This window comes from Bradyrhizobium sp. USDA 326 (assembly GCF_049739485.1).
GTDB lineage: Bacteria > Pseudomonadota > Alphaproteobacteria > Rhizobiales > Xanthobacteraceae > Bradyrhizobium.
The window spans coordinates 1776531-1801259 of the sequence record NZ_JBMGQA010000001.1; the positions used below are offsets into that span (position 1 = coordinate 1776531).

At 64.0% G+C, this 24729-nt stretch carries 23 protein-coding genes, 1 tRNA gene and 3 pseudogenes; 15 read left to right on the top strand and 12 right to left on the bottom strand.

Going from position 1 to position 24729, the window contains the following annotated elements; all coding sequences use genetic code 11:
• Positions 1-17: 17 nt before the first annotated feature.
• The 4 genes and pseudogenes from ABIG06_RS08505 to ABIG06_RS08520 all read right to left on the bottom strand — a co-directional run.
• A pseudogene (locus ABIG06_RS08505) lies at positions 18-186 on the bottom strand (DNA polymerase IV); the annotation flags it as partial.
• A gap of 192 nt (positions 187-378) precedes the next feature.
• Positions 379-819, bottom strand: a complete 441-nt coding sequence (locus ABIG06_RS08510; RefSeq protein ID WP_424578248.1) for a hypothetical protein — start codon at positions 817-819, stop codon at positions 379-381.
• A 769-nt stretch (positions 820-1588) separates the two neighbouring features.
• Positions 1589-2020 (bottom strand): PIN domain-containing protein, encoded by a 432-nt coding sequence (locus ABIG06_RS08515; protein ID WP_424578249.1) that lies wholly within the window; start codon positions 2018-2020, stop codon positions 1589-1591.
• Complete coding sequence (locus ABIG06_RS08520) at positions 2017-2319, bottom strand: hypothetical protein (RefSeq protein WP_424578250.1); 303 nt, start codon at positions 2317-2319, stop codon at positions 2017-2019. Before ABIG06_RS08520 ends, ABIG06_RS08515 begins: the two co-directional genes overlap by 4 nt.
• Before the next feature lie 374 nt (positions 2320-2693).
• Between ABIG06_RS08520 and ABIG06_RS08525 the strand changes: the two genes are divergently transcribed.
• Together ABIG06_RS08525 and ABIG06_RS08530 are read left to right on the top strand one after the other, a co-directional pair.
• A complete protein-coding gene (locus ABIG06_RS08525) occupies positions 2694-2852 on the top strand; it encodes a hypothetical protein (RefSeq protein WP_424578251.1) in 159 nt (52 codons plus the stop codon).
• A 9-nt stretch (positions 2853-2861) separates the two neighbouring features.
• Positions 2862-3938, top strand: a pseudogene (locus ABIG06_RS08530) (recombinase family protein); the annotation flags it as partial.
• 33 nt (positions 3939-3971) lie between these two features.
• On the opposite strand, the gene ABIG06_RS08535 reads toward ABIG06_RS08530, so the two are convergent.
• Together ABIG06_RS08535 and ABIG06_RS08540 are read right to left on the bottom strand one after the other, a co-directional pair.
• Positions 3972-4349: a hypothetical protein gene (locus tag ABIG06_RS08535; protein WP_424578252.1), complete on the bottom strand. Its 378-nt coding sequence runs from the start codon at positions 4347-4349 to the stop codon at positions 3972-3974.
• A 127-nt stretch (positions 4350-4476) separates the two neighbouring features.
• A tRNA-Met gene (locus tag ABIG06_RS08540) sits at positions 4477-4553 on the bottom strand.
• Between the two features lie 368 nt (positions 4554-4921).
• Between ABIG06_RS08540 and ABIG06_RS08545 the strand changes: the two genes are divergently transcribed.
• A complete protein-coding gene (locus ABIG06_RS08545; protein ID WP_370140806.1) occupies positions 4922-6298 on the top strand; it encodes a coniferyl aldehyde dehydrogenase in 1377 nt (458 codons plus the stop codon).
• Positions 6299-6427: 129 nt separating this feature from the next.
• Positions 6428-8026, top strand: coding sequence for a GMC family oxidoreductase (locus tag ABIG06_RS08550; protein WP_370135562.1), 1599 nt, complete (start codon positions 6428-6430; stop codon positions 8024-8026).
• Between the two features lie 223 nt (positions 8027-8249).
• On the opposite strand, the gene ABIG06_RS08555 is transcribed toward ABIG06_RS08550, so the two are convergent.
• Positions 8250-9011 (bottom strand): SDR family oxidoreductase, encoded by a 762-nt coding sequence (locus ABIG06_RS08555; RefSeq protein WP_370135563.1) that lies wholly within the window; start codon positions 9009-9011, stop codon positions 8250-8252.
• Between the two features lie 137 nt (positions 9012-9148).
• Between ABIG06_RS08555 and ABIG06_RS08560 the strand changes: the two genes are divergently transcribed.
• Together ABIG06_RS08560 and ABIG06_RS08565 are read left to right on the top strand one after the other, a co-directional pair.
• A complete protein-coding gene (locus ABIG06_RS08560) occupies positions 9149-9661 on the top strand; it encodes a CvpA family protein (RefSeq protein ID WP_124159334.1) in 513 nt (170 codons plus the stop codon).
• 125 nt (positions 9662-9786) lie between these two features.
• A complete protein-coding gene (locus ABIG06_RS08565; RefSeq protein ID WP_035669603.1) occupies positions 9787-10569 on the top strand; it encodes an SDR family oxidoreductase in 783 nt (260 codons plus the stop codon).
• Positions 10570-10615: 46 nt separating this feature from the next.
• Here ABIG06_RS08565 and ABIG06_RS08570 read toward each other — a convergent pair whose 3' ends face one another.
• Complete coding sequence (locus ABIG06_RS08570; protein WP_124159335.1) at positions 10616-11092, bottom strand: DUF3775 domain-containing protein; 477 nt, start codon at positions 11090-11092, stop codon at positions 10616-10618.
• A gap of 111 nt (positions 11093-11203) precedes the next feature.
• On the opposite strand from ABIG06_RS08570, the gene ABIG06_RS08575 reads away from it, so the two are divergent.
• From ABIG06_RS08575 to ABIG06_RS08605, 7 genes and pseudogenes are all read left to right on the top strand, one after another.
• On the top strand, positions 11204-12052 hold the full coding sequence (locus ABIG06_RS08575) for an MBL fold metallo-hydrolase (RefSeq protein ID WP_370135565.1): 849 nt from the start codon (positions 11204-11206) through the stop codon (positions 12050-12052).
• A gap of 85 nt (positions 12053-12137) precedes the next feature.
• A complete protein-coding gene (locus ABIG06_RS08580; RefSeq protein WP_124159337.1) occupies positions 12138-12980 on the top strand; it encodes a fumarylacetoacetate hydrolase family protein in 843 nt (280 codons plus the stop codon).
• A gap of 136 nt (positions 12981-13116) precedes the next feature.
• Positions 13117-13728 carry a glutathione S-transferase family protein gene (locus tag ABIG06_RS08585; protein ID WP_370135567.1) on the top strand — a complete coding sequence of 204 codons (612 nt, stop codon included), beginning with the start codon at positions 13117-13119 and terminating at the stop codon, positions 13726-13728.
• Positions 13729-13742: 14 nt separating this feature from the next.
• Positions 13743-14613: pseudogene (locus ABIG06_RS08590) on the top strand (MBL fold metallo-hydrolase).
• A 161-nt stretch (positions 14614-14774) separates the two neighbouring features.
• Positions 14775-15923, top strand: coding sequence for an alpha/beta hydrolase (locus ABIG06_RS08595; RefSeq protein WP_370135570.1), 1149 nt, complete (start codon positions 14775-14777; stop codon positions 15921-15923).
• A 65-nt stretch (positions 15924-15988) separates the two neighbouring features.
• Positions 15989-16960: an iron exporter MbfA gene (gene mbfA / locus ABIG06_RS08600; protein ID WP_124159341.1), complete on the top strand. Its 972-nt coding sequence runs from the start codon at positions 15989-15991 to the stop codon at positions 16958-16960.
• Positions 16961-17062: 102 nt separating this feature from the next.
• Complete coding sequence (locus ABIG06_RS08605) at positions 17063-18535, top strand: amidase (protein WP_124159342.1); 1473 nt, start codon at positions 17063-17065, stop codon at positions 18533-18535.
• 153 nt (positions 18536-18688) lie between these two features.
• On the opposite strand, the gene ABIG06_RS08610 is transcribed toward ABIG06_RS08605, so the two are convergent.
• Positions 18689-19777 carry a Zn-dependent alcohol dehydrogenase gene (locus ABIG06_RS08610; RefSeq protein WP_124159343.1) on the bottom strand — a complete coding sequence of 363 codons (1089 nt, stop codon included), beginning with the start codon at positions 19775-19777 and terminating at the stop codon, positions 18689-18691.
• Positions 19778-19854: 77 nt separating this feature from the next.
• Positions 19855-21639, bottom strand: coding sequence for an acyl-CoA dehydrogenase family protein (locus ABIG06_RS08615; protein ID WP_370135573.1), 1785 nt, complete (start codon positions 21637-21639; stop codon positions 19855-19857).
• 221 nt (positions 21640-21860) lie between these two features.
• Here ABIG06_RS08615 and ABIG06_RS08620 point away from each other — a divergent pair, with 221 nt between their 5' ends.
• Both ABIG06_RS08620 and ABIG06_RS08625 read left to right on the top strand, forming a co-directional pair.
• A complete protein-coding gene (locus ABIG06_RS08620; RefSeq protein WP_370135576.1) occupies positions 21861-22562 on the top strand; it encodes an SDR family NAD(P)-dependent oxidoreductase in 702 nt (233 codons plus the stop codon).
• Between the two features lie 108 nt (positions 22563-22670).
• Positions 22671-23501: an enoyl-CoA hydratase gene (locus tag ABIG06_RS08625; RefSeq protein WP_370135579.1), complete on the top strand. Its 831-nt coding sequence runs from the start codon at positions 22671-22673 to the stop codon at positions 23499-23501.
• Between the two features lie 229 nt (positions 23502-23730).
• Here the strand turns inward: ABIG06_RS08625 and ABIG06_RS08630 are convergent, their stop codons facing one another.
• Both ABIG06_RS08630 and ABIG06_RS08635 read right to left on the bottom strand, forming a co-directional pair.
• Positions 23731-24354, bottom strand: a complete 624-nt coding sequence (locus ABIG06_RS08630) for a GNAT family N-acetyltransferase (protein WP_370135581.1) — start codon at positions 24352-24354, stop codon at positions 23731-23733.
• Positions 24355-24422: 68 nt separating this feature from the next.
• On the bottom strand, positions 24423-24626 hold the full coding sequence (locus ABIG06_RS08635) for a DUF1127 domain-containing protein (protein WP_370135584.1): 204 nt from the start codon (positions 24624-24626) through the stop codon (positions 24423-24425).
• Positions 24627-24729: the final 103 nt, after the last annotated feature.

Sequence of the window (24729 nt, forward strand, 5' to 3'; positions counted from 1 at the left end):
CGCCTTCGGCAGTTTAGCCGCCGCCGCGCTGTAACCGAAGACATAGCAGATAGTACCTCGAACTTACCGGCTTCATAGCTCGCAGCGGCTATGACGCCGAGTTCGGCCGAACCGCCTATTGCGACCGGTTTTCCGCGCAGGTCCGGAATATCCCGTTGCTCGACAGAGCACGTAGAAGGCGTCCATGTCGATGTGGATGACTTTGCGCTGGCAGGCCCGAAAGCGACGCGCCGATCAGGGTGGGTGGTGTGCCGCGCTCAGTCCGGGAATTACCCTTGATGGTGCGCAGTCTTGTCGAAGGCGCTGGGCGTCCATCGAGCGAGTGTCTTTAGGTGCTCCGCTGCCCGATGACGTCAGCGTCTAATCGGGCGTTCTTCCTTATCGGGCCGTCAGCAGACGACATGCGAGCTCGCGCCCGCCCCAGCGCATCGAGAAGGTGTCGGAGACCTCGAACCAGCTGCCGTCGTTGCCGATGCCATGATTGGCGCCCATACAGGAGCACTGGCATTCGTGCCCGTGTGCTTCCTGGCACGCCCGCGCGCAGATCTCCTGTTCGCGGTAAGGCTGGATGATATAGACTTTGCCGTAGCGCTGCAGTGCCCGATCGACGAAGTCGTTGAACCAGGATTTCGGCAGCTCCCAATAGGCCTCTGTCCCGCCGATCCACTCAGGCGGCGTTCGTCGCCCGTTCTGTAGCCATTGCCTGTTGTCGGCAGCAAATGGCAACCGCGCCCGAAGCCGTTCGCCACGCCCAGTTCGGCGCAGCACAACAGGAATCGGCTTCTGCTTCCAGACATAGTTGAGGTCGAGCCGCGCCATAGGAACCTACCTCGATTCACGGGCGATCGCCCGAATTGCCGGCATCATACTCGATGCCACTCTTCGATCGTCCACGTAAACGCCAGATTTATATTGCAACCCATGCGCGACGCGGAATCTCGTTGCACTCGCCACTTGGATCGCCTACAGAAGGGGGCAGGGAGCCGGAAAATGAATGACAACGCGCCTTCAGCGCGAAGCGATCTGCAGTGACTTAGGTTGATCCGCGCTTTTCTCCGGATACGCGATCAACAGACCAGGAACGAACTTGTCGAACAAGCCGAACAGCTCGCCACGGCGGGGTCAGTTTCGAGCCTGCCTGGTTCACTTGATTTCGCCGCATCCGGCGGACCCTCTCACTTTGTCTCTGCACGGCTCCTTCGTCCCCGACCCCAAATGCCGCGTTCCAGTGCCATTCCCGTCTGCCCTCGTTGCAAGAAGCCGATGACCTTGTCCACAAGTCGTGATGGTAAGGGAGTCCCGATGTGGCGCTGCTCCAAATGCGAATCTGTCGGCTGATCCTGTTCTGATCCAGCGCCGCGAGAGGGCTGGATTTGGGGCTCGGCCTCGCGAGAGCTAACACATTGCGCCGACGTCCGGTGTTCCGGTTCGAGGACGAGAAGCGGGGCTACGGATTACGTCGGATTGCAACTAGCGGATCCGACAGTGACGATTGTGCATCCCGCGGCACGATTTCAAGTGGCGCCTCTCTACTCGATAGGGTTCGGCCATCTTGCCCCTCGCATATGCTATTCAGTTTGTGGCCGCATTACATCGATCCGCGGATCGGATTAATGACCCGGATTCCAGCAAAATCTTTCTCGTTGTCCGTTACCACGACACACTCGTTTGCGCCGGCGACGGCGGCGATGACCATATCTAGCCGACTGCGTGGTCGGCCGGCGGCGCTGCCTTCCGCCATCAACCCCGCCCAGATGAGGCCCGCTTTCTCGTCGAACGGCAGGATGCGGCCCGCGAACAAAGCTTGAGGCCCCTCTGGACCTGAGAACCAGGCGTCGAGCGCTGCTCGTCTCTTGCCGTTCGGCTTCTCCAGGATGCCGCGACGGATTTCGGCGAGGGTCAGCGAGGTGATGAACAAATGGTCGTCGCGCTGGGCCGCCATCCAAGCCAGGAGGGCTTCCGACGGCTGCGGCTTGACGACATTGCTGATGATTTTGGTGTCGAGAAGATAGCGCGTCACAGATCGACCTTGCGCCCTTCTTCACGTGGACGAGTTACGTCGAGATCGGCGCCGACGAGCGGCGAGCGACGTAACGCGGTGAGGATGCCACCAGGCTTCGATGGCTCGCCAGAAACGGCCTGTTGCAGAGTGCGTCGGAGATGCCCGGCTTCTGGCCCCTCCTCGGTCAACTTACGTGCAAGCGTTCTGATTAGGTCGCGGTCGGCCTCGAGGGCTTGGAGCTCAAACCGCACGATGCCCCGCTTAGTCAGCCGAGATCGGTAATTTTCGATCGCCCGTTTCTGCGCGTTATTGCTCACCGCCCGGCTCCATGATATATCTGGTTATATAGCCGAATCCAGGACTTGCCGCAACACTGCGATTGTCCCGTATGACGTCGGCAGCGGTGATATAAGGGCGGTGCGTTGTCCGACGTCGGGATCAACAAGATTGCATCTCGCAGAGCTGATCACGAAAATATTTTTCGTGCGCTGGACTTCGTCAACTCCCGATCCGCTACGCTTCCGATCTCGATTCAGCGCCGCAACACGCCACAACACATTGATATCACATATTATTTTTTCTTGCGTTGCAGTCCCAACTTGCCATCTTTGTCAAGACGCGGAGCGATCCGCGCAACGACAAGGACACCGCGGTGGCGCGACCGAGAGGGACAACAGCCGAAGTGCTTCGTGTGGTCGCCGATGCGGCGCCCGGCCCCTCGGCTGCGCCCGTCGGATCGAAGCCCGATCCGCGCATCGTCAATCTGCTGCGCCTGCTGGCTCGGCAGGCCGCGCGGGACTTCATCCAAGCCGAAAAAGACAACCGGAAGCGGGACCGTCTCCCGGAATGAGGAGGCGTAATGAAAGTCGCGCTCTATGCCCGTTACTCATCAGACAACCAGCGCGACGCTTCGATCGAGGATCAATTGCGGCTCTGCCGGCTCCACGCCGAGAAACAAGGTTGGACTGTCGTCGACAGCTATACGGACCGGGCCATCTCTGGTGCATCGCTGCTTCGCCCCGGCATCCAGGAACTGATCAGCGACGCGACCCGGGGGAAGTTCGCAATCGTACTTGCAGAGGCGATGGACCGCCTCAGCCGCGATCAAGAGGACATTGCAGGGCTCTTCAAGCGCATGGCCTTTGCCGGCGTACGGATCGTCACGCTCTCGGAGGGCGACGTCACACATCTCCACGTCGGGCTGAAGGGCACGATGAACGCCCTGTTCCTGAAAGACCTGGCGGACAAAACGCGGCGAGGCCTGCGCGGCCGCATCGAGGACGGCAAGTCTGCCGGGGGGCTGTGCTTCGGTTATGACGTCGTCAAGCAGTTCGCTGCCAATGGTGAGTTAATCCGCGGCGATCGCACGATCAACAAGGCCGAAGCGGATGTCGTCCGCCGCATCTTCGCAGATTATCTCTGCGGCAAATCCTCGCGCACGATCGCCTTCGAACTGAACCGCGAGGGTGTGCCCGGACCGCAAGGTGCCGAATGGGGGCCATCGACCATTCACGGCAATCCAAAGCGCGGCGTTGGCATCCTCAACAACGAACTCTATGTCGGTCGCCTCGTGTGGAACCGGCTTCGCTATCTGAAGGACCCGGATACTGGCAAACGAGTTTCTCGGCTCAATCCCGAATCGGACTGGGTGACCCTGGACGTTCCCGAATTGCGCATCGTCGACCAGGATAGCTGGGCCGCTGTGAAGGCGCGTCAGCAGACGCTCGCCTACGAGCCCTCGGCCTCCGGCGAGAATAAGCTCAATGACCGTAGGCGGCCCAGGTATCTCTTCGCCGGCCTAGTGAAATGTGGTCGTTGCGGCGGCGGGTACACGATGATCTCGAAGGACCTGCTCGGCTGCGCGACGGCGCGCAACAAGGGGACGTGCAATAATCGCCTGAACATCCGGCGCGATGCGCTGGAGGCATCCATATTGAACGGTCTCCGGACGCACTTGATGGAGCCCGAGTTATTCAAGGAGTTCTGCGAGGAATTCACCCGTGAAGTCAACCGGCTGCGGATCGAGCGTCGGACGGATCAGGATGCTTGGCAGAGTGAGCTGGGAAGAGTGGAAAAGCAGATTCGAGGCATCATCAGCGCGATCAAAGACGGCATGTATCAACCGTCGATGAAGGTTGAGATGGATGCACTCGAAGCTCGCAAGGCGAAGTTGACCGATCTGCTCGCGAACGCCGAAGAGCCTCCGCCGCTCTTGCACCCGAACATGGCGGAGATCTATCGGCAGCGCATCTCGGCGCTTTATGAAGGCCTGCAGAGCGAAGAGGAGAAAGCCGAGGCGGCGGAGGTGTTCCGTACCTTGGTCGATCAGGTGACGCTCGTGCCCCACGCGGAACAGCTCGCCATCGTGCTGCGCGGTGATCTGGCTGCGATCCTGCGATTTGCGGCAGGCAAGAAGAACCCCGACTTCCTCTCGGAGGCCGGGGCTTTGGATGGCTTGCTATCGCAAGCATCGGTGGTTGCGGGGATAGGATTTGAACCTATGACCTTCAGGTTATGAGCCTGACGAGCTACCGGGCTGCTCCACCCCGCGTTAAACTGTTGCGTGCCTTTGTGAAAATCCCGGGGACGGTCGGTTGAGGCCGGCGCTGTTCGCGTGGCTTGCTCTTCCGTCCCAAAGGCTTCCTTGGAAGGCGACCCCGGGGCAAAGCCCATCGGGTGCGGGGCGTATGTATCAAGGCGGGCTGGCTTTGGAAAGGGCTGCGGGAACGTTTTTTTCGACTTTATGACAGGGGAATCGACCGATTTCCGCTACGTTCCGCGCGCTCTTGCCAGAAGTTCCACAAAGGGCCAGCTTGCGGCAACAAGATTCAGGCTGAAACGCCGGTTCGAGGGAGGAACGCCGTGGACAAATCCCTGACGAACGCTCCGCTGCAGGCCCTCGAAGAGGCCTTCCACGCCATGCGCGCACGGTCGCGGGACGAGCCGGCGCCTGACCTCGCCCAGCGGCTCGACCGGCTGGCGCGGCTGCGCAGCGTCGTCGCCGACAATGAAGAGCGCTTCCGGCAGGCGATCTCGGTCGATTTCGGCCACCGCTGCGCGGTCGAGACCACCATCGCCGAGACCATGCTGCTGTTCTCCGAGCTCCGGCATGCCACCAAGCACCTCAAGGCCTGGATGACGCCGCAGCGCGTCGCCACCGCGCTGCAATTCCTGCCTGCGCGCAACCGCCTGATGCCGCAGCCGCTCGGCGTCGTCGGCATCATCGCGCCGTGGAATTACCCGCTCCAGCTCACGCTCGCGCCTGCGATCGGCGCCATCGCCGCCGGCAACCGCGTCATCATCAAGCCGAGCGAGCTGGTCCCGCACTTTTCGGCACTGCTCCAGGAGACGGTCGCGCAGCGATTCGATGCAACGGAGGTGCTGATCACCGGCGTCGAGGACGAGGTCGCCAAGGGTTTTGCGAGCCTGCCGTTCGATCATCTCGTGTTCACCGGCTCGACGCGCGTCGGGCGGCTGGTCGCCGAGGCCGCGGGACGCAATCTGACGCCTGTCACGCTCGAGCTCGGCGGCAAGTCGCCCGCGATCATCGATGCCTCGGCCGATCTCGACGAAGCGGCCGAGCGCATCGCCTATGGCAAGCTGCTCAATGCCGGGCAGACCTGCATCGCGCCGGACTACGTGCTGGTGCCGGAGCGCTCGTTACAGGCCTTCGCCGAAAAGGTCCGCGCGCAGATGCGGCGGATGTTCGGCACCGATCCCGCCAACAAGGATTACACCTCGATCATCTCCGACCGGCATTATACCCGGCTCGAAGGCCTCGTCGCGGACGCAGCCCGGCACGGCGCAAAAATCCTGCAACCGGCAAAGCCCGATGACCCGAACTGGAAGGCGCATCGCAAATTCCCGCCGACGCTGATCGCTGGTGCGACCGAAACGATGGCGGCGATGCAGGAGGAGATCTTTGGCCCGGTGCTGCCGGTGCTCGGCACTCGCGAGCCGGTGGAGGCGATCGCTTTCGTCAACGCCCGCGACCGGCCGCTGGCGCTGTACTGGTTCGGCAAGGACGCTGCCGCGCGCGACGAGGTGCTGGCGCGCACCGTCTCCGGCGGCGTCACCGTCAACGACTGCCTGTTTCACTTCACGCAAATCAACCAGCCGATGGGCGGCGTCGGCGCCTCCGGCACCGGCGCCTATCACGGCGAATGGGGTTTCAGGACGTTCAGCAAGCTGAAGCCGGTGTTCTATCGCTCCAGGTTCAACCGCCTCGCCGATCTCTATCCGCCCTACGGCGGCAAGATCGCGCGGCTGGAGAAGCTGATGCGGTTCATGTCGTAGGGAACAGTCATTCCGGGGCGATGCGCAGCATCGAACCCGGAATCCATTTCGCCGCACGTCATCCTGATCGATGGATTCCGGGTTCGCGACTTCGTCGCGCCCCGGAATGACGACAAAGGGGAACAACAATTGACCGACACATTCGATTTCGTCGTCGTGGGCGCGGGCTCGGGCGGGTGCACGGTCGCGGGCCGGCTGTCGGAGGATGCGGCGACATCCGTGGCGCTGCTCGATGCCGGCGGGGCTTGCGACAACTGGGTCGTGACCACGCCGGGCGCGCTGGTGCTGATGGTCGCCGGCACCGTCAACAACTGGGCCTTCAACACCCTGCCGCAGAAGGGGCTGAACGGCCGCATCGGCTATCAGCCGCGCGGCAAGGGGCTCGGCGGCTCCTCGGCGATCAACGCCATGGTCTATATCCGCGGCCACCGCGCCGACTACGACCACTGGGCTTCGCTCGGCAACACCGGCTGGTCGTACGCAGACGTGCTGCCCTATTTCAAGCGGTCGGAGAACAACGCCGATTTCGACGACGACTATCACGGCAAGGACGGGCCGCTCTTCGTCAACAAATTGCGCTCCGGCAATCCGGTTCAGCAGATCTTCCTGCAGGCGGCGCAGGAGGGGCAATTCCGCATTCGCGAGGATTTCAACACTGACGACCATGAAGGCCTCGGCATCTACCAGGTGACGCAGAGGAACGGCGAGCGCTGGAGCGCGGCACGGGCCTATGTGCATCCGCACATGGGCAAGCGCGCGAACTTGCGCGTCGTGACGCAGGCGCATGCCACGCGCATCCTGTTCGAGGGCAGGCGCGCGGTCGGCATCGAATACCGCCAGGGCAAGGAATTGAAGCAGCTTCGCGCGCGGCGTGAGGTGATCCTGGCCGCCGGCGCGTTCCAGTCGCCGCAGCTCCTGATGCTGTCGGGCATCGGCGACGCCGCCGCGCTTCGCGCACACGGCATCGCAAGCGTGCATCATCTGCCGGGCGTCGGGCAGAATCTGCAGGACCATCCCGACTTCATCTTCGGCTACATGTCCGACAGCCCCTATTTCTCCGGCATCTCGCTGAAGGGCATGCCGCGGCTGATCCGCGCCATCCTGCAATATCGGCGGGAGCGCCGCGGTCCCCTCACCTCCAATTTCGCCGAATGCGGCGGCTTCCTGAAGACGCGGCCCGATCTCGACATCCCGGACATCCAGCTGCATTTCGGCATGGCGATGGTCGACGACCACGGCCGCAAGCGCCATGGCGGTACCGGCTTCTCCTGCCATGTCTGCCTGCTCCGGCCGAAGAGCCGCGGCAGCGTTTCGCTCGCCAGCCTTGATGCGATGCAGGCGCCGCTGATCGATCCGAACTTCCTCGGGCACGAGGACGATCTCGAGACCATGGTCGCGGGCTTCAAGACCACGCGCCGCCTGATGGAGACGCCGGCGCTGCGCGCGCTGCAGAAGAAGGACATGTTCACCGCGAACGTGCGCAGCGACGACGATATCCGCGCCGTGCTGCGCGAGCGCGTCGACACCGTCTATCACCCCGTCGGCACCTGCAAGATGGGGACGGACGCGATGGCCGTGGTCGATCCGGCGCTGAAGGTGCACGGCGTGGGAGGATTGCGCGTCGTCGACGCCTCGATCATGCCGACGCTGATCGGCGGCAACACCAATGCGCCGACGATCATGATCGGGGAGAAGGCGGCGGACATGATAGGTGCGGAGATGCGGTAGTGTGAAGCTGCCGCCGCGTCATTCCCCTCTGTCGTCCCGGACAAGCGTAAGCGCCGATCCGGGACCCATAGCCACAGGACATGGTTTGGCGAAGACTCGGAGTTGCCATCGCGCGCCCCAACTTCTCCCTGTGGTTATGGGTCCCGGATCTGCGCGCGCTTTGGGCGCGCTTGTCCGGGACGACAGCGGAGCGAAAAGCGCTTGTCCGCAACGACGACGTGAATCAATTCAGCAAGAACCCGCCGTCCACCGTCACCACGCTCCCGGTCATGTACCGCGACGCGTTGGACGCCAGCAGCAGGATGGCGCCGTCGAGATCGGACTCGGCGCCGACGCGGCGCTGGGGGATGCGTTTGGCGAGGCGTTCGCCTGATGGCGTCGACCAGAACGCATGGTTCATCTCGGTGTCGATGTAGCCCGGCGCGAGCGCGTTGATGCGGATGTTCTGTCCCGCCAGTTCCAGCGCCATCGCTTTCGTCGCCTGGATGATGCCGGCCTTGGAGATCGCGTAGGGCGAGACCGCCTTGAGCACGCCGGTGCCGAGCACGGAGGCGATGTTGACGATGTTGCCTTCCTGCTTGCGCGCAATCATGCGGCGGGCGATTTCGGTCGCGAGGAAATAGGCACCCTTCAGATTGGCGCCGATCACCGCGTCCCAGTCCGCCTCGGTCTGCTCGGTCGCGAGCTTCTCGATGGCGATGCCGGCATTGTTGATCAGCACGGTGACGGGACCGAGCGCGGCTTCGACGGCATCGACAGCCTTGGCCATCGAGGCGGTGTCGGTGACATCGAGCGCGACCGCTGCCGCACGGCCGCCCTTGCCGCGGATCTCCGCCTCGAGGCTCTTCAGCTTGTCGGTCTGCCGCGCGGCGAGCGCAACCGATGCGCCATGCGCCGCCAGCACCCGGGCAAATTGCCGGCCCAGCCCCTGGCTCGCGCCCGTGACGAGGATGGTTTCTTTACTGACGTCGAATAGGTCTGACATGACGACTTCCTTGCCGATTTCCTTATCGATTTCCTTGGGCGCGATCCCGCGAGCTTTGGGGCCATCAATACAGACGATTTTAGCGATCTGAAACCGGAATGATCGGTTCGACGTTCATTCGTTCCATAGGCAGGCTCATGAACAGTTTCGATCTCGCCGTCTATGCCGCGCTCGCCGTCGCGGTCGGCTTCGGCTTCAGGACCGGCCTGCTGCGCAGCGCCATGACCATCCTCGCCTATCTTCTCGCCGCGCCGATCGCGGTTGCGCTGATGCCGATGATCGCACCGCAGATTGCCGGCAATGCCAACTCGCCGCTGCTCCAGAACTGGATCTGGTTCTTCGCGATCTTCGTGGTGATCGGCATGCTGTTCGGCCATATCGGCCGCATGGCGCTGAACGACACCATCGGCGAGGCGGGCATCGGCGACCGGCTCGGCGGCGCCGCGCTCGGCGCCATCAGGGTCGGCCTCGTCGCCACCACGCTGGTGCTGGTGTTCGACCAGATCGTGCCGGCCAACCGCGAGCCGCCCTTCCTCGCCGGCTCGCACCTGCGGCCGCTGTTCTCGGCCGCCGGCCAGATGGGCTTCAAGTCGCTGCCGCCGGAGGCGACCTCCGCCATCGACCGCCTCAAGCAGGAGCGGCGCATCTGATCTGGCGCATTTGCATCGCAGCGTGGACGCGCATGCATTTTGGTGCGAGCCCCTCCCTTACCAGCGGCGCCACTCTTGGCTAGAGTGCCGTCGTCCAACCCTACCTGACATTACGGAGTGAAACAGTGGATCTTGGGATCAAGGGTCGCCGCGCCATCGTCTGCGCATCCAGCAAGGGTCTCGGCCGCGCCTGCGCCATCTCGCTGGCGGACGCCGGCGTTCATGTCACGCTGACCGCGCGCGGTGCCGAAGCCCTGAAGAAAACGGCTGATGAGATCCGCAAGGCCTATCCCGATGTCACGGTCACCGAGATCGTCGGCGACATCACGACGCCTGCGGGACGCGAGGCGGTGCTGAAGGCCTGTCCCGAGCCCGATATCCTGATCAACAATGCCGGCGGCCCACCGCCCGGCGATTTCCGCAACTGGACCCGCGACGACTGGATCAAGGCGATCGACGCCAACATGCTGACCCCGATCGAGCTGATCAAGGCGACGGTGGACGGCATGATGGCGCGCAAGTTCGGCCGCATCGTCAACATCACCTCGGCCGCGGTGAAAGCGCCGATCGACATCCTCGGCCTCTCCAACGGCGCGCGCGCCGGTCTCACCGGCTTCATCGCCGGCCTCTCGCGCAAGACTGTCATCAACAACGTCACCATCAATGGCCTTCTGCCGGGCCCGTTCGAGACCGATCGCCTGACCAGCACCGCGAAGGGCGAAGCCGACAAGCGCGGCGTCACGCCGCAGCAGATCCTGGCGGAGCGCGCCAAGCTCAACCCCGCCGGCCGCTTCGGCCAGCCGGACGAGTTCGGCTATGCCTGCGCCTTCCTGTGCGGCGCCAAGGCCGGCTTCATCACCGGGCAGAACATTCTGCTGGATGGTGGTGCGTTCCCGGGCACGCTGTAAGGCTTCTCCTCTCTCCCCGCCCTCGCGGGGAGAGAGCTCTCCGCATTCAGCGCTGCTTCGTCGCCTCGTCCTCGTCACGCTCGCTGGGATCGGAGGAATCGGCGGTGAGGCGCTCGCCGGTCCAGTCGATGCCGAATTCCTCGAGCCCGTTGGCGAGCAGATCGCCCAGCATCGGCTCGCCGAGCAGATAGTGCACCGTTTCGCGGCGCGGGCTGCGATACTCACCGCGCGCCTCCACGGCGCGGGCGCGCAGATCGTCCCAATCGTCGATCGTGCCGTCACCGCGACCAAGCCAGGTCAGCGCGACGAGATCGACCTGTTCGTCCTCGTTCAAGGCGATCATGAAGCTGCCGAGCTCTTGCACGACAGGGTCGGAGCCATCGTCCTCGAGGACATCGACCGCATCGTCGTCGCTCGGGTTCGAGCCGGAATCCGGATCGGAATCCCCCTCCTTGACGTCGAATTCACGCGCCTTCTCGATGATGAAGGCGACCTTCTCAGCGGAAATCGTAAGCTCCGGCATGGCTCTCTCCAGGGTTCCCGCGATAACGCCGTATCGCGTCAGATGATCCATTGCGCTTGACGGCGGAAAACCGCATGTTTCGGCACCAAAAAGAAGCTGGGAAGGTGCCGGATGCAGTGGCAGGTGGGCAAGGTCAAAATCACCAAAGTGGCGGAATTGGAGACGGTCGGCTCGACCCGCTTCATCCTGCCGCTCGCGAGCAACGAGGAAATCCGCAAGCTGCCCTGGCTGACCCCGCATTTCGCCACTGAAGAGGGCCGGCTGAAAATGTCGATCCATTCGCTGGTGGTGGAGACGCCCGGCAAGCGCATCGTGGTCGACACCGGGCTTGGCAACGACAAGCAGGGCCGCAACGTCCCGACCTGGAACAACCGCAGCACGCCATTTCTGCAGACCATGACGGCGGCGGGCTTTGCGCCCGACAGCATCGACACCGTGCTGTGCACGCATCTTCATGTCGATCACGTCGGCTGGAACACGAAACTGTCCGGCGGCAAATGGGTGCCGACCTTCCCGAAGGCGCGCTACGTTTTCGGCAGGATCGAGTACGAATACTGGCGCGACCATTCGACCGAGCCGGACAAGCAGGCCGTGTTCGGCGACTCCGTGCAGCCGATCGTCGATGCCGACAGGGCCGATTTGATCCCGAGCGATCACCGGCTCTGCGAGGAGATCAGCATGATCCCGACCCCCGGCCACAGTCCCGGCCATATGAGCGTCCTCATCCAGTCTGAGGGCGAACAGGCCCTGCTCACCGGCGATGTCGCCCATCACCCCTGTCAGATGGCGCATCTCGACTGGTCCTCGACCGCCGATTCCGACCAGGCGCAATCGGCCGCAACGCGGGCAGCGCTGTTCGGCCGCTTTGCCGATACGCCGACGCTGGTGATCGGCGGACATTTTTCGGCCGGGCATATCAGGCGGGAGGCGGACGCGTTCAGGTTCGTAGCGCTGGGGTGATCTCTGTTTTGGGCGGTTGAATTTCCTGCCGCCCTGTTCCATGAAGCTATTAACCGATCGGTCCAATCTCCAGGGAGAAACGAGAATGAAGCTTGTTCGTTACGGCGAGAAGGGTGCGGAAAAGCCCGGTCTGATCGACAAATCCGGCCAGTTGCGCGACCTGTCGGCGCATCTGAAGGACCTCACCGGCGAGGCCTATTCGCCTGAGTCCCTGAAGAAGCTGGCGGCGCTCGATCCCGCCTCGCTGCCCGCCGTTTCCGGCAAGCCGCGGTTCGGCGCGCCCGTCACCGGCATCTCGAAATTCGTGGCGATCGGCCTCAACTACAGCGACCATGCCAAGGAGACGGGCGCCGATATTCCGAGCGAGCCGATCATCTTCATGAAGGCCAACACCTCGCTGTCGGGTCCGAACGATCCGGTCGAGAAGCCGCGCGGCTCGACCAAGCTCGACTGGGAGGTCGAGATCGCCGCCATCATCGGCACCCGCGCGAAATACGTGTCGGAAGCCGACGCGCTGAACCATGTCGCCGGCTATTGCGTCTGCAACGACGTCTCCGAGCGCGCGTTCCAGATCGAGCGCCTGGGGCAGTGGACCAAGGGCAAGTCGCACGATACGTTCGGCCCGCTCGGCCCGTGGCTCGCGACCAAGGACGAGATCAAGGACGTGCAGAATCTGTCGATGTGGCTCGACGTCAATGGCCAGCGTCGCCAGACCGGCTCGACCAAGACCATGATCTTCTCGATGGCCAAGTGCATCTCCTACGTCTCGCAGTTCATGACGCTGCTGCCCGGCGACATCATCACCACCGGCACCCCACCCGGCGTCGGCCTCGGCATGAAGCCGCCGACCTTCCTCAATGTCGGCGACGTCGTCACCCTCGGCATCGAAGGCCTCGGCGAGCAGCGCCAGGAGATCATCGCGGCGTAAGCCTCCGCTCTCTCCCCGTCGTTGCGAGGAGCTCTTGCGACGAAGCAATCCAGGTTCTTTCTGCGGAGACAATCTGGATTGCTTCGCTTCGCTCGCAATGACGAAAACACCGCCCGATGTTCATCAGGATCGTTCCATGAAACTCACCTTCTCCCCCGCCTCGCCCTTCGCCCGCAAGGTGCGCATTGCCGCGATCGAGCTCGGGCTGATCGACAAGATCGAGTTCGTGTCCGCGGCCGTGACGCCGGGCACGCCCAACGAGGACTATTCGAAGATCACGCCGCTGAAGAAGCTGCCGGTGCTGATCACCAATGACGGCGACGTGATTTTAGATTCCTACGTCATCGTCGAATATCTCAACGAGATGGCCGGCGGCAGCCTGATCCCGGATTACGGCCCGCGGCGCTGGAAGGCCAAGACAAATCACTCCCTGATCAACGGTATGCTCGATTCCATGCTGTTGTGCCGCTACGAAAAGATGGTGCGCCCGCAAGGCCTGCAATGGCAGGCCTGGTCGGACGACCATTGGAACAGGGCCTGGACCGGTATGGCGCGCTTCGAGAACATGCCGGAGGTGCTGAACGGCCCGTTCGACATCTCACAGGTCGGCCTCGTTTGCGTGCTCGGCTATGCCGACTTCCGCTTCGCCGATTGCGGCTGGCGCAAGGCCTATCCGAAGCTCGACGCCTTCCACCAGAAGATGCTGGAGCGGCCCTCGGTGAAGATCTCGGTGCCGCCAGCCGCATAACAGCGGGAGTTCTCATGAGCCTCAAGTTCTCGATCGGCGATCTCACCATTCATCGCATCGTCGAGCAGGAGACGTCCTTCGTTCCGGCCCTGGAGATACTGCCGGGACTGACGGCGGAGGTGCTGGCCGAGAATCGGCAATGGATGCGTCAGGCCAGGGCGCTGGACGAGCAGGACGTGTTGCTGCTGTGTTTCCAGTCCTACCTCGTGAAGACGCCGCACCACACCATCCTCGTCGACAGCTGCATCGGCAACGACAAGCCGCGCCCCAATCGGCCGAAATGGAACATGAAGACCGACGACACGTATTTGAGCGCGCTGAACGCGGCCGGCTTCTCGGTGGACGATATTCGACTTCGTGATGTGCACGCATCTGCATGTCGATCACGTCGGTTGGAACACGCGGCTGGAGAACGGGCGATGGGTGCCTACCTTCCCCAAGGCGCGCTACGTCTTCGCCAGGCAGGAATTCGACCATTGGTCCGCGCAGAACGCGAAGGCGGAAGTCCCGCCCTTCGCCGACAGCGTGCTGCCGGTGGTCGAGGCTAACAGGCACGAGCTCGTCGGCAACGACCATCAGATCGGCGACCACGTTCGCATCCTGCCGACACCCGGACATACACCGGGCCATATCGCCATCACGATGGGTCGCGGCAAGGACGATGCCGTGTTCTCCGGCGATCTCATGCACTCGCCATTGCAGACGCTCTATCCGGAGCTGTCGATCAAGTTCGACGTCGATCCGGCCAAGGCCGCAACGACGCGTCGCAGCTTCCTGGAGCACTATTGCGACACCGACACGCTGTGCTGCACGGCGCACTTCCCGTCACCGTCCGTGGGGAAGATCAAGCGCAAGGGCAATGCGTTCGTCTGCGCGGCGGTGTAGCGCACCCGATCTTCCTGTTTCTTGCCGTTATGCCCGGGCTTGTCCCGGGCATCCACGTCCTTACAATTGCCGGCAACGAAGAACGTGGATGGCCGGGCATAGACGAGCGGAAGCGACGCCGTCCTTCGGACGGCTATGCCCGGCCATGACGAGGAGGCACCATGCCTGATCTGCCCCCGATTCCGCTGCCCGCCGACATCCGCTCGCGCTATGTCGACGGCATCAATGGCTTGCGCATGCATGTGCTGGAGGCCGGCTTCGAGACCAAAGGCCGCTCCTGCATCCTCTTGCTGCACGGCTTTCCCGAACTCGCCTTCTCCTGGCGAAAGGTGATGCCGGCGCTCGCCGCTGCCGGCTACCACGTGATCGCACCGGACCAGCGCGGCTATGGGCGCACGACGGGATGGAGTGCGGAGTACGACGGCGATCTCGCGCCCTTCTCGCTCCTCAACCTCGTGCGTGACGCGCTCGCCCTGGTGTCGGCGTTCGGCTACAGGCAGGTCGATGTGGTCGGGCATGATTTCGGCAGCCCGGTCGCGGCCTGGTGCGCCTTGATCCGGCCTGACGTGTTTCGGTCAGTGACGATGATGAGCGCGCCGTTCGGCGGACCGCCGCCGCTGCCGTTCAACACCGTCGACATGCCGGCAAAGCCTGCGGCCGAAGACCCCGTTCATCGCGAACTCGCCGCGCTGCCGCGCCCGCGAATACACTATCAATGGTACTATTCGACGCGCGAGGCGAACGCCGACATGCACCGCGCGCCACAAGGCGTGCATGATTTTCTGCGCGCCTATTATCATCACAAGAGCGCGGATTGGGCCGGCAACAAACCCTATCCGCTGGCGTCGTGGTCGGCGAGCGAGCTGGCAAAGCTGCCGACCTATTACGTGATGGACCTGAGCGAGACCATGCCGGAGACGGTCGCCAAGGAAATGCCCTCGCCGGACGCGATCACCGCCAATCGATGGCTGCCGGACAGCGAGCTCGCCTATTACGCCGCCGAGTATGGCCGCACCGGATTCCAGGGCGGGCTGCAATGGTATCGCTACGGCACGTCAGGCATGCTGAACAATGAGATGCAGCTGTTCGCCGGCCGCAGCATCGACGTGCCCTCCTGCTTCATCTCGGGCGAGCAGGACTGGGGCACTTATCAGCGCCCCGGCGCATTCGAGGCGATGCAGAGCCGCGCGTGCACGAACATGCTCGGCTGCCATCTCGTCGATGGCGCCGGCCACTGGGTCCAGCAGGAGCAGCCCGCCGAGGTCAGCCGGTTGCTGCTCGGCTTCCTGGCGAAAGCTGGCGGCAGCTGATTTGACCGGGGAACCTCGGCACCCTATATATTTAGAATAGTTCTAAATTAGGAAGCCAGGGTGCCGTGAAAAATTTTGCCGATCTGACCGAGCGCGAAGTGCTGGCGGTCGCGATCTCCTCCGAGGAGGAGGACAGCCGGATCTACATGACCTTCGCCGAGGATCTGAAGGAGCGCTATCCGGACTCGGCAAAGCTGTTCGAGCAGATGGCCGAGGAAGAGCGTGGCCATCGTCACATGCTGCTGGAAACCTACGAGCAGCGCTTCGGCCAGCATTTGCCGCCGATCCGCCGCGAGGACGTCAAGGGCTTCCTGCGCCGCCGCCCGATCTGGCTGACCAAGAACCTGCCGCTCGACACGATCCGCCGGGAAGTCGAGACCATGGAGCTCGAGGCCGAGCGCTTCTACGCCAAGGCCGCCGAGCAGGCCGAGGACGTCAACGTGCGCAGGCTGCTCGGCGATCTCGCCGAAGCCGAGAAGGCTCACGAGCATACCGCCGTGAAACTCACCGACGAGATCCTGAAGCCGGACGTGCGCGCCGAGGAGGATCGCACGCGGCGGCGGATGTTCGTGCTGCAATATGTGCAGCCGGGTCTTGCCGGCCTGATGGACGGATCGGTCTCCACGCTGGCGCCGCTGTTTGCGGCGGCCTTCGCCACGCATCAGAACTGGCAGACCTTTCTGGTGGGCCTCGCCGCCTCGATCGGCGCCGGCATCAGCATGGGATTTGCGGAAGCGCTGTCCGATGATGGCTCGCTCACGGGGCGCGGCTCGCCCTGGCTGCGCGGCATCACCTGTGGCGCGATGACGACGCTCGGCGGGCTTGGCCACACCGCGCCCTATCTCGTTCCCGACAGCTGGGCCAATGCGTTCTGGATCGCGACGGGAATCGCCTGTGTCGTCGTGTTCTTCGAATTGTGGGCAATCGCCTTCATCCGCTCGCGCTACATGGACACCCCGTTCCTCCAGGCGGTGTTCCAGATCGTGCTGGGCGGCGCCATCGTGCTGGCGGTCGGGATCGTGATCGGGGCGGCGTAGGAGCCACACTGTCCCACTGACATAGCAATCTCCATCAAACAGCCGTTGCCGCGTTCGGCCAAACTGCGCATCATCCTCCAACAACCAGAGCGGGAGAACGCCGTGGCGAGGTCGGAATGGAGTTTCAAGAGTGCGGTCGAGTTGTCGGCCGCATTGAGCGCGAGGAAGGTCTCCGCGGTCGAGCTCACGCAGGATGCGATCGAACGCATCGAACGGCATGACGGCAGGATCAACGCGATCTGTGTGCGCGATTTCGAGCGCGCGCTCGTTGCGGCGCGCGAGGCGGACGCGGCGCTGGCCCGCGGCGAGCGCAAGCCGCTGCTCGGCCTGCCCACGACGATCAAGGAATCCTTCAACATCGCCGGCCTGCCGACGACCTGGGGGTTCGTGCCGCAGAAGGACTTCAAGCCTGTGGAGGACGCGCTGGCGGTGACCCGCATCAAGCAGGCCGGCGGCATCATTCTCGGCAAGACCAACGTGCCGGTCGGCCTCGGCGACTGGCAGAGCTACAACGACATCTACGGCACCACCAGCAACCCCTATGATCTCGGCCGCACACCGGGCGGATCGTCCGGAGGATCGTCCGCAGCCCTCGCCGCGGGCTATTGCGCGCTCGCCACCGGCTCGGATATCGGCGGCTCCCTGCGTGTGCCGGCATTTCATTGCGGCATCTTTGCGCACAAGCCGACCATCAATCTCTGCGCGGCGCGTGGCGAGACTCCGCCGCCGTTTCCAGCCATTCCGCGCGAGGGCGACCTCGCCGTCATCGGGCCGATGGCGCGCACGGCGGCGGATCTTTCCTTGCTGCTCGACGTCATGGCGGGACCCGATCCGCTCGACGCCGGTATCGCCTACAAGCTCGACTTGCCAGCTGCACGGCATCAGTCGCTGCGGGATTTTCGTGTCCTGGTGATCGACAGCCATCCGCTGCTGCCGACCGACCGGGATGTCCGCGGCGCGATCGACAAGCTCGCAACCGATCTTGCGAAGGCCGGCGTGACCGTCGCACGAGAGAGCCCACTGCTCCCGGACTTCGCGGAGACGTCGCGGCTTTACATGCGCATGTTGCTGAGCTTCCTCGGCGCGTTCTTGCCTCCCGACGAGCTGGCGGATGCGCAGGCGCGGGCGAGCCAGCTGTCACCGGAGGATCGCAGCCTCGGCGCGGAGCGACTGCGTGGCATCACCGCAAGCCACCGCGCCTGGGTGCTCGACGCCGGCAGCCGCGCCGGCCTGCGTGCGCAATGGCGCGCGCTGTTCGGGAGCTTCGACGCGGTGATCTGCCCGATCATGCCGACGCCGGCCTTTCCGCATGATCATTCGCCGGAGCAGCGGCTGCGAACGATCAGCATCGACGGCAAGGACTATCCCTATTCCGACCAGCTCGCCTGGCCGGGCATTGCCACGCTTCCGGGTCTACCTGCAACGGCAGTTCCGCTCGGTCTGTCGAAGAGCGGCCTGCCCGTCGGCGTCCAGATTGTCGGCCCCTTCCTCGAGGACCGCACGCCGCTCAAGCTCGCCGAGCTGATCGAGCGCGAGTTCGGCGGGTTCGCGCCGCCGAAGATGTTTGACGATTGATCCCTCCACGTCATTGCGAGCCAACGGGTCCGCGCGAAGCGCGGCCCGATGACAGGCTCCGCGAATCAATCCAGACTACCTCCGCGGAGGATCCTGGATTGCATCGTCGCAAGGGCTCCTCGCAATGACGGAGCGAAAACAGCGATACCGACCTCAACTATCGAACATGATCACGCTGCGCAGCGTCCTGCCGGCTTTCATGTTGGCAAAGCCCTCGTTGATCTCGGAGAGCTTCAGCTTGGCCGAGATCCAGTCCTCGAGGTGCAGGCGGCCGCGCAAATAGAAGTCGACCAGGCGCGGCATGTCCACGCGGAAATGGTTGGAGCCCATCGAGGAGCCCTGGATCTTGCGCTCGCGCAGGAAGTCGAAGCCGTGCAGCTCGATCTTCTGGCCGAACGGGATCATGCCGACGATGGTTGCGGTGCCGCCGGAAGCGAGCATGCCGAACGCCTGCTCGGCGGTCTCCTTGCGGCCGAGCACCTCGAAGGAATGATGCACCCCCCCATTGGTGAGGTCGCGCACCTGCTTCACGACGTCACCATCCGCCGGGTTGATGATATCAGTCGCCCCCAGCTTGGTCGCAAGCTGGAGCTTGGCCGGATTGGTGTCGATGGCGATGATGCGGCCGGCGCCGGCGATCTGCGCGCCGTTGATCGCGGCCATGCCGACGCCGCCGCAGCCGATCACCGCCACGGTCTCGCCGGCCGTCACCTTGGCCGTGTTCACCACGGCGCCGTAGCCGGTGATGACGCCACAGCCGATCAGCGCGGCGAGATCGAGCGGCATTTCCTTGCGGATTTTGACGATGGCGTTCTCGTGCACCAGCATCTGCTCGGCAAATGACGAGAGATTCAGGAACTGGTGCAGCTTCTCGGGCTTCGACCATTGCATCCGGTTGGAGACGCCCGGCAGCATCTTCACCGTGGTGTCGGTGCAGAGCACGGTGCGGCCCGTGGTGCAGTTGTCGCAGGTGCCGCAGAACACCGACAGGCAGGTGACGACGTGGTCGCCCGGCTTGACGTAAGTGACATCGGAGCCGACCTGCTCGACCACGCCGGCGGATTCGTGCCCGAGCACCGCGGGCAGCGGATGCGGATAGAGTCCTTCCATGAAATGGAGATCGGAGTGGCAGAGGCCGGCGACCGCGGTGCGGATCAGAACCTCGCGCGGGCCGGGCTTGGGCAGGCTGACGTCCTCGATGACGAGCGGCTGGTTGACTTCATGGAGGACGGCGGCCTTCATCGGTGTTTCCTCATTGTTATGATTTTCGTTACTTGCGGGGACTTCACCTCTCCCATCGAGAGAGGTGAAGGGCGAGCCTACGCCGCCAGAACCAGTTCGCCAACCTCGCTCATGCTGCCTGCGCGATCGCCGAGCAACAACGCTGCGATGTTCGCTTGCGCGGCATTTTCCGTCAGCCGGAACGGATCGCTCGGCAACACCCGATGATCGATGACGAGGCGTGACAGCAGCAAGCGGCGCGCATCGCCGCGCATGTCGTGGATGCGATGCGCCTCCCAGGCGAACGCGACCGCGCTGGCGACATGATAGAGCAGGCTGGTGGCGCGGCGCGCCTCCGCCTCGTTCTCGGACTTGCTTGCGACCTCGCGCGCAAAGCCGACGGCGCGATCGGTGAGGCGGCGCAGACGATCGCGCCAGGCCTGCGGCACGGAGGCGCTGTCGTCGAGCCGGGCCTGCAGATCGGCCGCGAGCGCGGACTCCGCGCCGTGACGGCCGACCGCACGCCGCAGCGCATCGATCGCCACGATGTTGCCGGTACCCTCCCAGACCGAGCCGAGATGCGCATCGCGCAGCAGGCGGGCGGTGGCGAACTCCTCGATATAGCCGATGCCGCCGCGCATCTCGAGCGCATCGCCGCAGACCTTTCGCGCGTCGCGCGTGGCGCGGAATTTCAGCGTCGGGGTGAGAATGCGCAGGAGCGCCGCCGCATCCTGGCTGCCGGCTTCGGCGCGATCGAGTGCATCGGCGGTGAGAAAGCTCATCGACAGCGCCTGCTCGACCGGCAGCATGATCTTCAGCATCTGCCGCCGCCCGAGCGGCAGGTCGATGATGCGGCTGCCGAACACGACGCGGTTCGTCGCCACCGTCATCGCGTCGTGATAGGCGCGGCGCATCAGCGCGGCGGACTTGACGCCGTTGGAGAGCCGCGACGAGTTGACCATCTCGGCCATCTGCACGAAGCCGCGGTCGAGCTTGCCGACCGCGTAGGCGATCGCGCCTTCGAGCTTGATCTCGCCCGAGGCCATCGAACGCGTGCCGAGCTTGTCCTTGAGGCGCACGATCCGGTAGTTGTTCTGCGAGCCGTCGTCGAGAAAGCGCGGCATCAGGAACAGGCCGACGCCGCGCGTGCCGGGGCCGGCGCCTTCGGGCCGCGCCAGCAGCATCACGACCTTCGCATCCGCATTCGAGCAGAACCACTTCTCGCCGTAGAGATGCCAATGGTCGCCCTCCTGCACCGCGCGCGTGGTCAGCGTACCGACGTCGGAGCCGCCCTCCTTCTCGGTCATGAACTGGCCACCTTGAGTCAGCTTGCTCATGTCGGTCGAGGTCAGGCCATCGAGATATTTTGCCTTCAGCGCCTCGCTGCCGAAGTTTGCTAGCAGCTTGGCGCAGCCGTCGGTGACGTTGATCGGGCAGCCCATGCCGAATTCGGTCTGGTTGAACAGGAAGGTGAAGGCGTGCTTGGCCACCACAGGAAATTTGTCCGGCCAGCCCATGATACCCTTGCGGATCGAGAGCGCATGGATGCCGAACTCGCCGAACGCAGCGTTCTCCAGTTCGCGATAGGCCGGGTGGTATTCGATCCACTGCACGTCACGGCCGAACTTGTCGCGCTGGTGCAGAATGGGCGTATGCCGGTCCGCGAGCCGGGCGCACTCGTCGAGACGGCCGCCGGCGAGTTCGCCGAGACGATCGAGATGCGGCTCGATATGACGGAACAGCGTATCAGGCAGATGGATGCGCAGGAGATCGGCGAGCGCCGGATCGGCGCGGTAGAAATTCATGCCTGACGTATCGGGCGCCAGCAGGCCGGATGGTGCGGCCGCGACACCTTGTGGCTGCGCTGTGACCGGCTTGTGCATGATCGTCCTCTTCGTTTCCGTCCCACGGCAATTCTTTGCGCTTGCCGCTTGGGATGATGTCGATCATGCTCCAGTCGCGGACCGCGATAAAGCCGCAAATTGTCAGGGCGGCATGATCGCCGCAGAGGAGCAATTCGCTCTGCGGAATTGTCATCGTCCCGGCTGGTTCTTCGCACAGCCCATGCATAGATCAGCGGCTCCTGCTTCCGAGAGATCACGCCATGGAACATCCGAAATACAAGATCGCCCTCCTCGTCGGCGCCGGCGAAGGCCTGAGCGCCTCGCTGGCGCGGCTGCTCTCCGCCCAGGGCGTCCGCGTCGCGCTCGCCGCGCGAAAGATCGAAAAGCTCGGCGCGCTCTGCAGCGAGACAGGGGCCAGGGCCTATGCCTGCAATGCCACCGAGCCCGACGAGGTGGAACGGCTGTTCGGCCTCGTCGAGCGTGAAATCGGAACGCCCGACCTCGTCGTCTACAATGCCAGCGGCCGCACGCGCGGGCCTTTTATCGAGCTCGTTCCGGCCGACGTCGCGCAGGCGATTGCGGTCAGCGCCTATGGCGGCTTCCTGGTCGCACAGCAGGCGGCCAAGCGCATGCTGCCGAACAAGCACGGCGCGATCCTGTTCACCGGCGCCTCCGCCAGCGTCAAGGGTTATGCGCAGTCCGCGCCGTTCGCGATGGGCAAGTTCGCGCTGCGCGGCCTCGCACAGAGCATGGCGCGCGAGTTGTCGCCGCAAGGCATCCATGTCGCGCATTTCGTCATCGACGGCGGCATCAGGAGCGCGACGCGAACCGAACCGGCGGACAAGCCGGATTCGATGCTCGATCCCGACGCGATCGCGGAGAGCTATTGGAACGTGCTGCAGCAGCCGCGCAGCGCCTGGAGCTGGGAGCTGGAGCTGCGGCCCTGGGTGGAGAAGTTTTGAGTTCAGCTCGTCATTCCGGGGCGGTCCGCAGGACCGAACCCGGAATCTCGAAATTCCGGGTTCGCTGCTTCGCATCGCCCCGGAATGACAACAAAATGGGGAGGCGACATGACCACGGAAATTACCATCGCCACCGGTACCAGCGAGCTCCTCTGCGTCATTCGCGACCGCGTCGCCATCATCACGCTGAACCGGCCGGAGGCGCGCAATTCGCTGTCGGACGCGCTGACGCCGGCGCTGCGCACGATGATCCGAACCTGCGGCGAGGATCCACGTGTCGGCGCGCTGCTGCTCACCGGCGCGGGCGAAGCCTTCTGCGCCGGCGGCAACGTCAAGGGGATGGGCGCGCATCGCGATCCGAAGAAGCTCGAAATGTCCTTCGACGACAAGGTCGCCGATCTCCAGGAGCGGCAGCGGCTGCTGACCGGCGCGCTGGTGTCGGTGCGTAAGCCAACCATCGCCGCGCTACCCGGTCCCGCGGTCGGCGCCGGCCTCGCCATCGCCATGGCCTGCGACATCCGCATCGCCGCGCAATCGGCCTTCGTCGCCACCGGCTACGCCCGGATCGCGCTCTCCGGCGACTACGGCATCGCCTGGCTGCTGACCCGGCTGGTCGGCACCGCCCGGGCGCGCGAATTGATGTTCACCGGCGATCGCGTCGATGCCGCGCGTTGCGAAGCCATCGGCCTCGTCAACCGCGTGGTGCCTGATGACAAGCTGCAGACCGAGGCCTTCGCACTGGCCAGATCGCTCGCCGAAGGCCCGCGCCTGGCGCTGCGCTACATGAAGGACAATCTGGACGAGGCCGTGCTGTTCGATTTCGAAACGGCCAGGGATCACGAGGCTGAACGGCTGATCCGCCTGACCACGACCGCCGATCACAAGGAGGCGGTGCAGGCGTTCATCGAGAAGCGGAAAGCGGTGTTCACGGGGAAGTAGCTCCGAAACGAGGAGCGTCATTCCGGGGCTATGCGACGGGACCGCAAGGCGCGGCCCGGAGCATCGGGCCCGGAATCCATTGGGCCGCAGAACGCGCGGCGAAATGGATTCTCCGATGCGCAATTGCGCATCATGGTTCGCGCTATTCGCGCCCCGGAATGACGATGAAGAGAGCGGAAGGCGAAAAAGACGCCCGGCTCTGGCGTGGCCAGGCCGGGCTGCAGTGGTGTCAGGCCGAGGCTGAGGGGCTGTCGGCCTGACGGGAAAGGGCAGCGAGGCGCCAGCTCGCGCAGGGAATGTCTTTCGGAGCGACGCTGATCTCCTTGTCGAAGCGCACCAGCTTCCAGTCGTCGGGATGGCGGACGAAGGCGAAGCCGGCTTTGCGCGCGAGCGAAACCATCGCCTCGTTGGAGCGCAGCGTGTCGCCGAACATGTGCTCGGCTCGCAGCGCGGCGGCGCGGCATTCGAGGTTCTTCATCAGCGCGGTGGCAATGCCGTAACCCTGCCAGCGGTCGTCGACCGACAGGCCGAACTCGAGAGTCGCGGTCTCGGCATGAAAGGCATAGCGCGCTTCGGCCACTATGGTCTCGAAGCCCTCGACCATCATGGTCGCAACGATCGTGAAGCGCTCGCCCTCGCCGATCTGAAGGAAGTCGTGCAGCAGGCCCTGCGGCAGCTCGCTGATCGCGCCGAAGAAACGATTGTAACGAGAGCGCGTCGATAGCGAACGGAAATAGTGCTGGAGCTCCTCGGTGTCGCGCGGCTCGACGAAGCGAACGTTGAGCGCCGCGCCGTCGCGGGTGCGCAGCGTATCCGAATATTGCTTCAGGTCTTCGAGGCGAAGGATGCTCATGACACATGCCGTGCGGAAAAAGGGACCGCCGGCGCCCCAAATTCAGGCGGCGCCGGCCTGGCGGCCAATCAGGCCCGCCAGAAGGGTTTGTCGGCCTCGTAGGCGATGTCGGACCAGGACAGCCCGACATCATGGAGGTCGCGGGCGGTCCAGTTGGTCAGCTCGCGCCTGGTGCGGTAGCGCTCATGCCAGACGTGAAGCGTCTCGCCGATCTGCTGGATCAGGCCGAGTGCATGATGATTTGTCATCGAATTGTCGGTCAAAGTAGACATTTTCAGCTCCTGGAGCTAAGTTGACCGCTAATATCTGCTTCCTACGGCGCTGCGACAAACGACAATTTGTACCTTTTCGCATGAAATAACGTCATGTATCCTG

What these genes read in the sequence shown, in the direction of transcription:
- ABIG06_RS08510 (WP_424578248.1), bottom strand. Translation starts at nt 819, where the DNA reads ATGGCGCGGCTCGACCTCAACTATGTCTGGAAGCAGAAGCCGATTCCT.
- ABIG06_RS08545 (WP_370140806.1), top strand. Translation starts at nt 4,922, where the DNA reads ATGCGCGCACGGTCGCGGGACGAGCCGGCGCCTGACCTCGCCCAGCGG.
- ABIG06_RS08555 (WP_370135563.1), bottom strand. Translation starts at nt 9,011, where the DNA reads ATGTCAGACCTATTCGACGTCAGTAAAGAAACCATCCTCGTCACGGGC.
- ABIG06_RS08560 (WP_124159334.1), top strand. Translation starts at nt 9,149, where the DNA reads ATGAACAGTTTCGATCTCGCCGTCTATGCCGCGCTCGCCGTCGCGGTC.
- ABIG06_RS08570 (WP_124159335.1), bottom strand. Translation starts at nt 11,092, where the DNA reads ATGCCGGAGCTTACGATTTCCGCTGAGAAGGTCGCCTTCATCATCGAG.
- ABIG06_RS08575 (WP_370135565.1), top strand. Translation starts at nt 11,204, where the DNA reads ATGCAGTGGCAGGTGGGCAAGGTCAAAATCACCAAAGTGGCGGAATTG.
- ABIG06_RS08580 (WP_124159337.1), top strand. Translation starts at nt 12,138, where the DNA reads ATGAAGCTTGTTCGTTACGGCGAGAAGGGTGCGGAAAAGCCCGGTCTG.
- ABIG06_RS08585 (WP_370135567.1), top strand. Translation starts at nt 13,117, where the DNA reads ATGAAACTCACCTTCTCCCCCGCCTCGCCCTTCGCCCGCAAGGTGCGC.
- ABIG06_RS08595 (WP_370135570.1), top strand. Translation starts at nt 14,775, where the DNA reads ATGCCTGATCTGCCCCCGATTCCGCTGCCCGCCGACATCCGCTCGCGC.
- ABIG06_RS08610 (WP_124159343.1), bottom strand. Translation starts at nt 19,777, where the DNA reads ATGAAGGCCGCCGTCCTCCATGAAGTCAACCAGCCGCTCGTCATCGAG.
- ABIG06_RS08615 (WP_370135573.1), bottom strand. Translation starts at nt 21,639, where the DNA reads ATGCACAAGCCGGTCACAGCGCAGCCACAAGGTGTCGCGGCCGCACCA.
- ABIG06_RS08620 (WP_370135576.1), top strand. Translation starts at nt 21,861, where the DNA reads ATGGAACATCCGAAATACAAGATCGCCCTCCTCGTCGGCGCCGGCGAA.
- ABIG06_RS08625 (WP_370135579.1), top strand. Translation starts at nt 22,671, where the DNA reads ATGACCACGGAAATTACCATCGCCACCGGTACCAGCGAGCTCCTCTGC.
- ABIG06_RS08630 (WP_370135581.1), bottom strand. Translation starts at nt 24,354, where the DNA reads ATGAGCATCCTTCGCCTCGAAGACCTGAAGCAATATTCGGATACGCTG.
- ABIG06_RS08635 (WP_370135584.1), bottom strand. Translation starts at nt 24,626, where the DNA reads ATGTCTACTTTGACCGACAATTCGATGACAAATCATCATGCACTCGGC.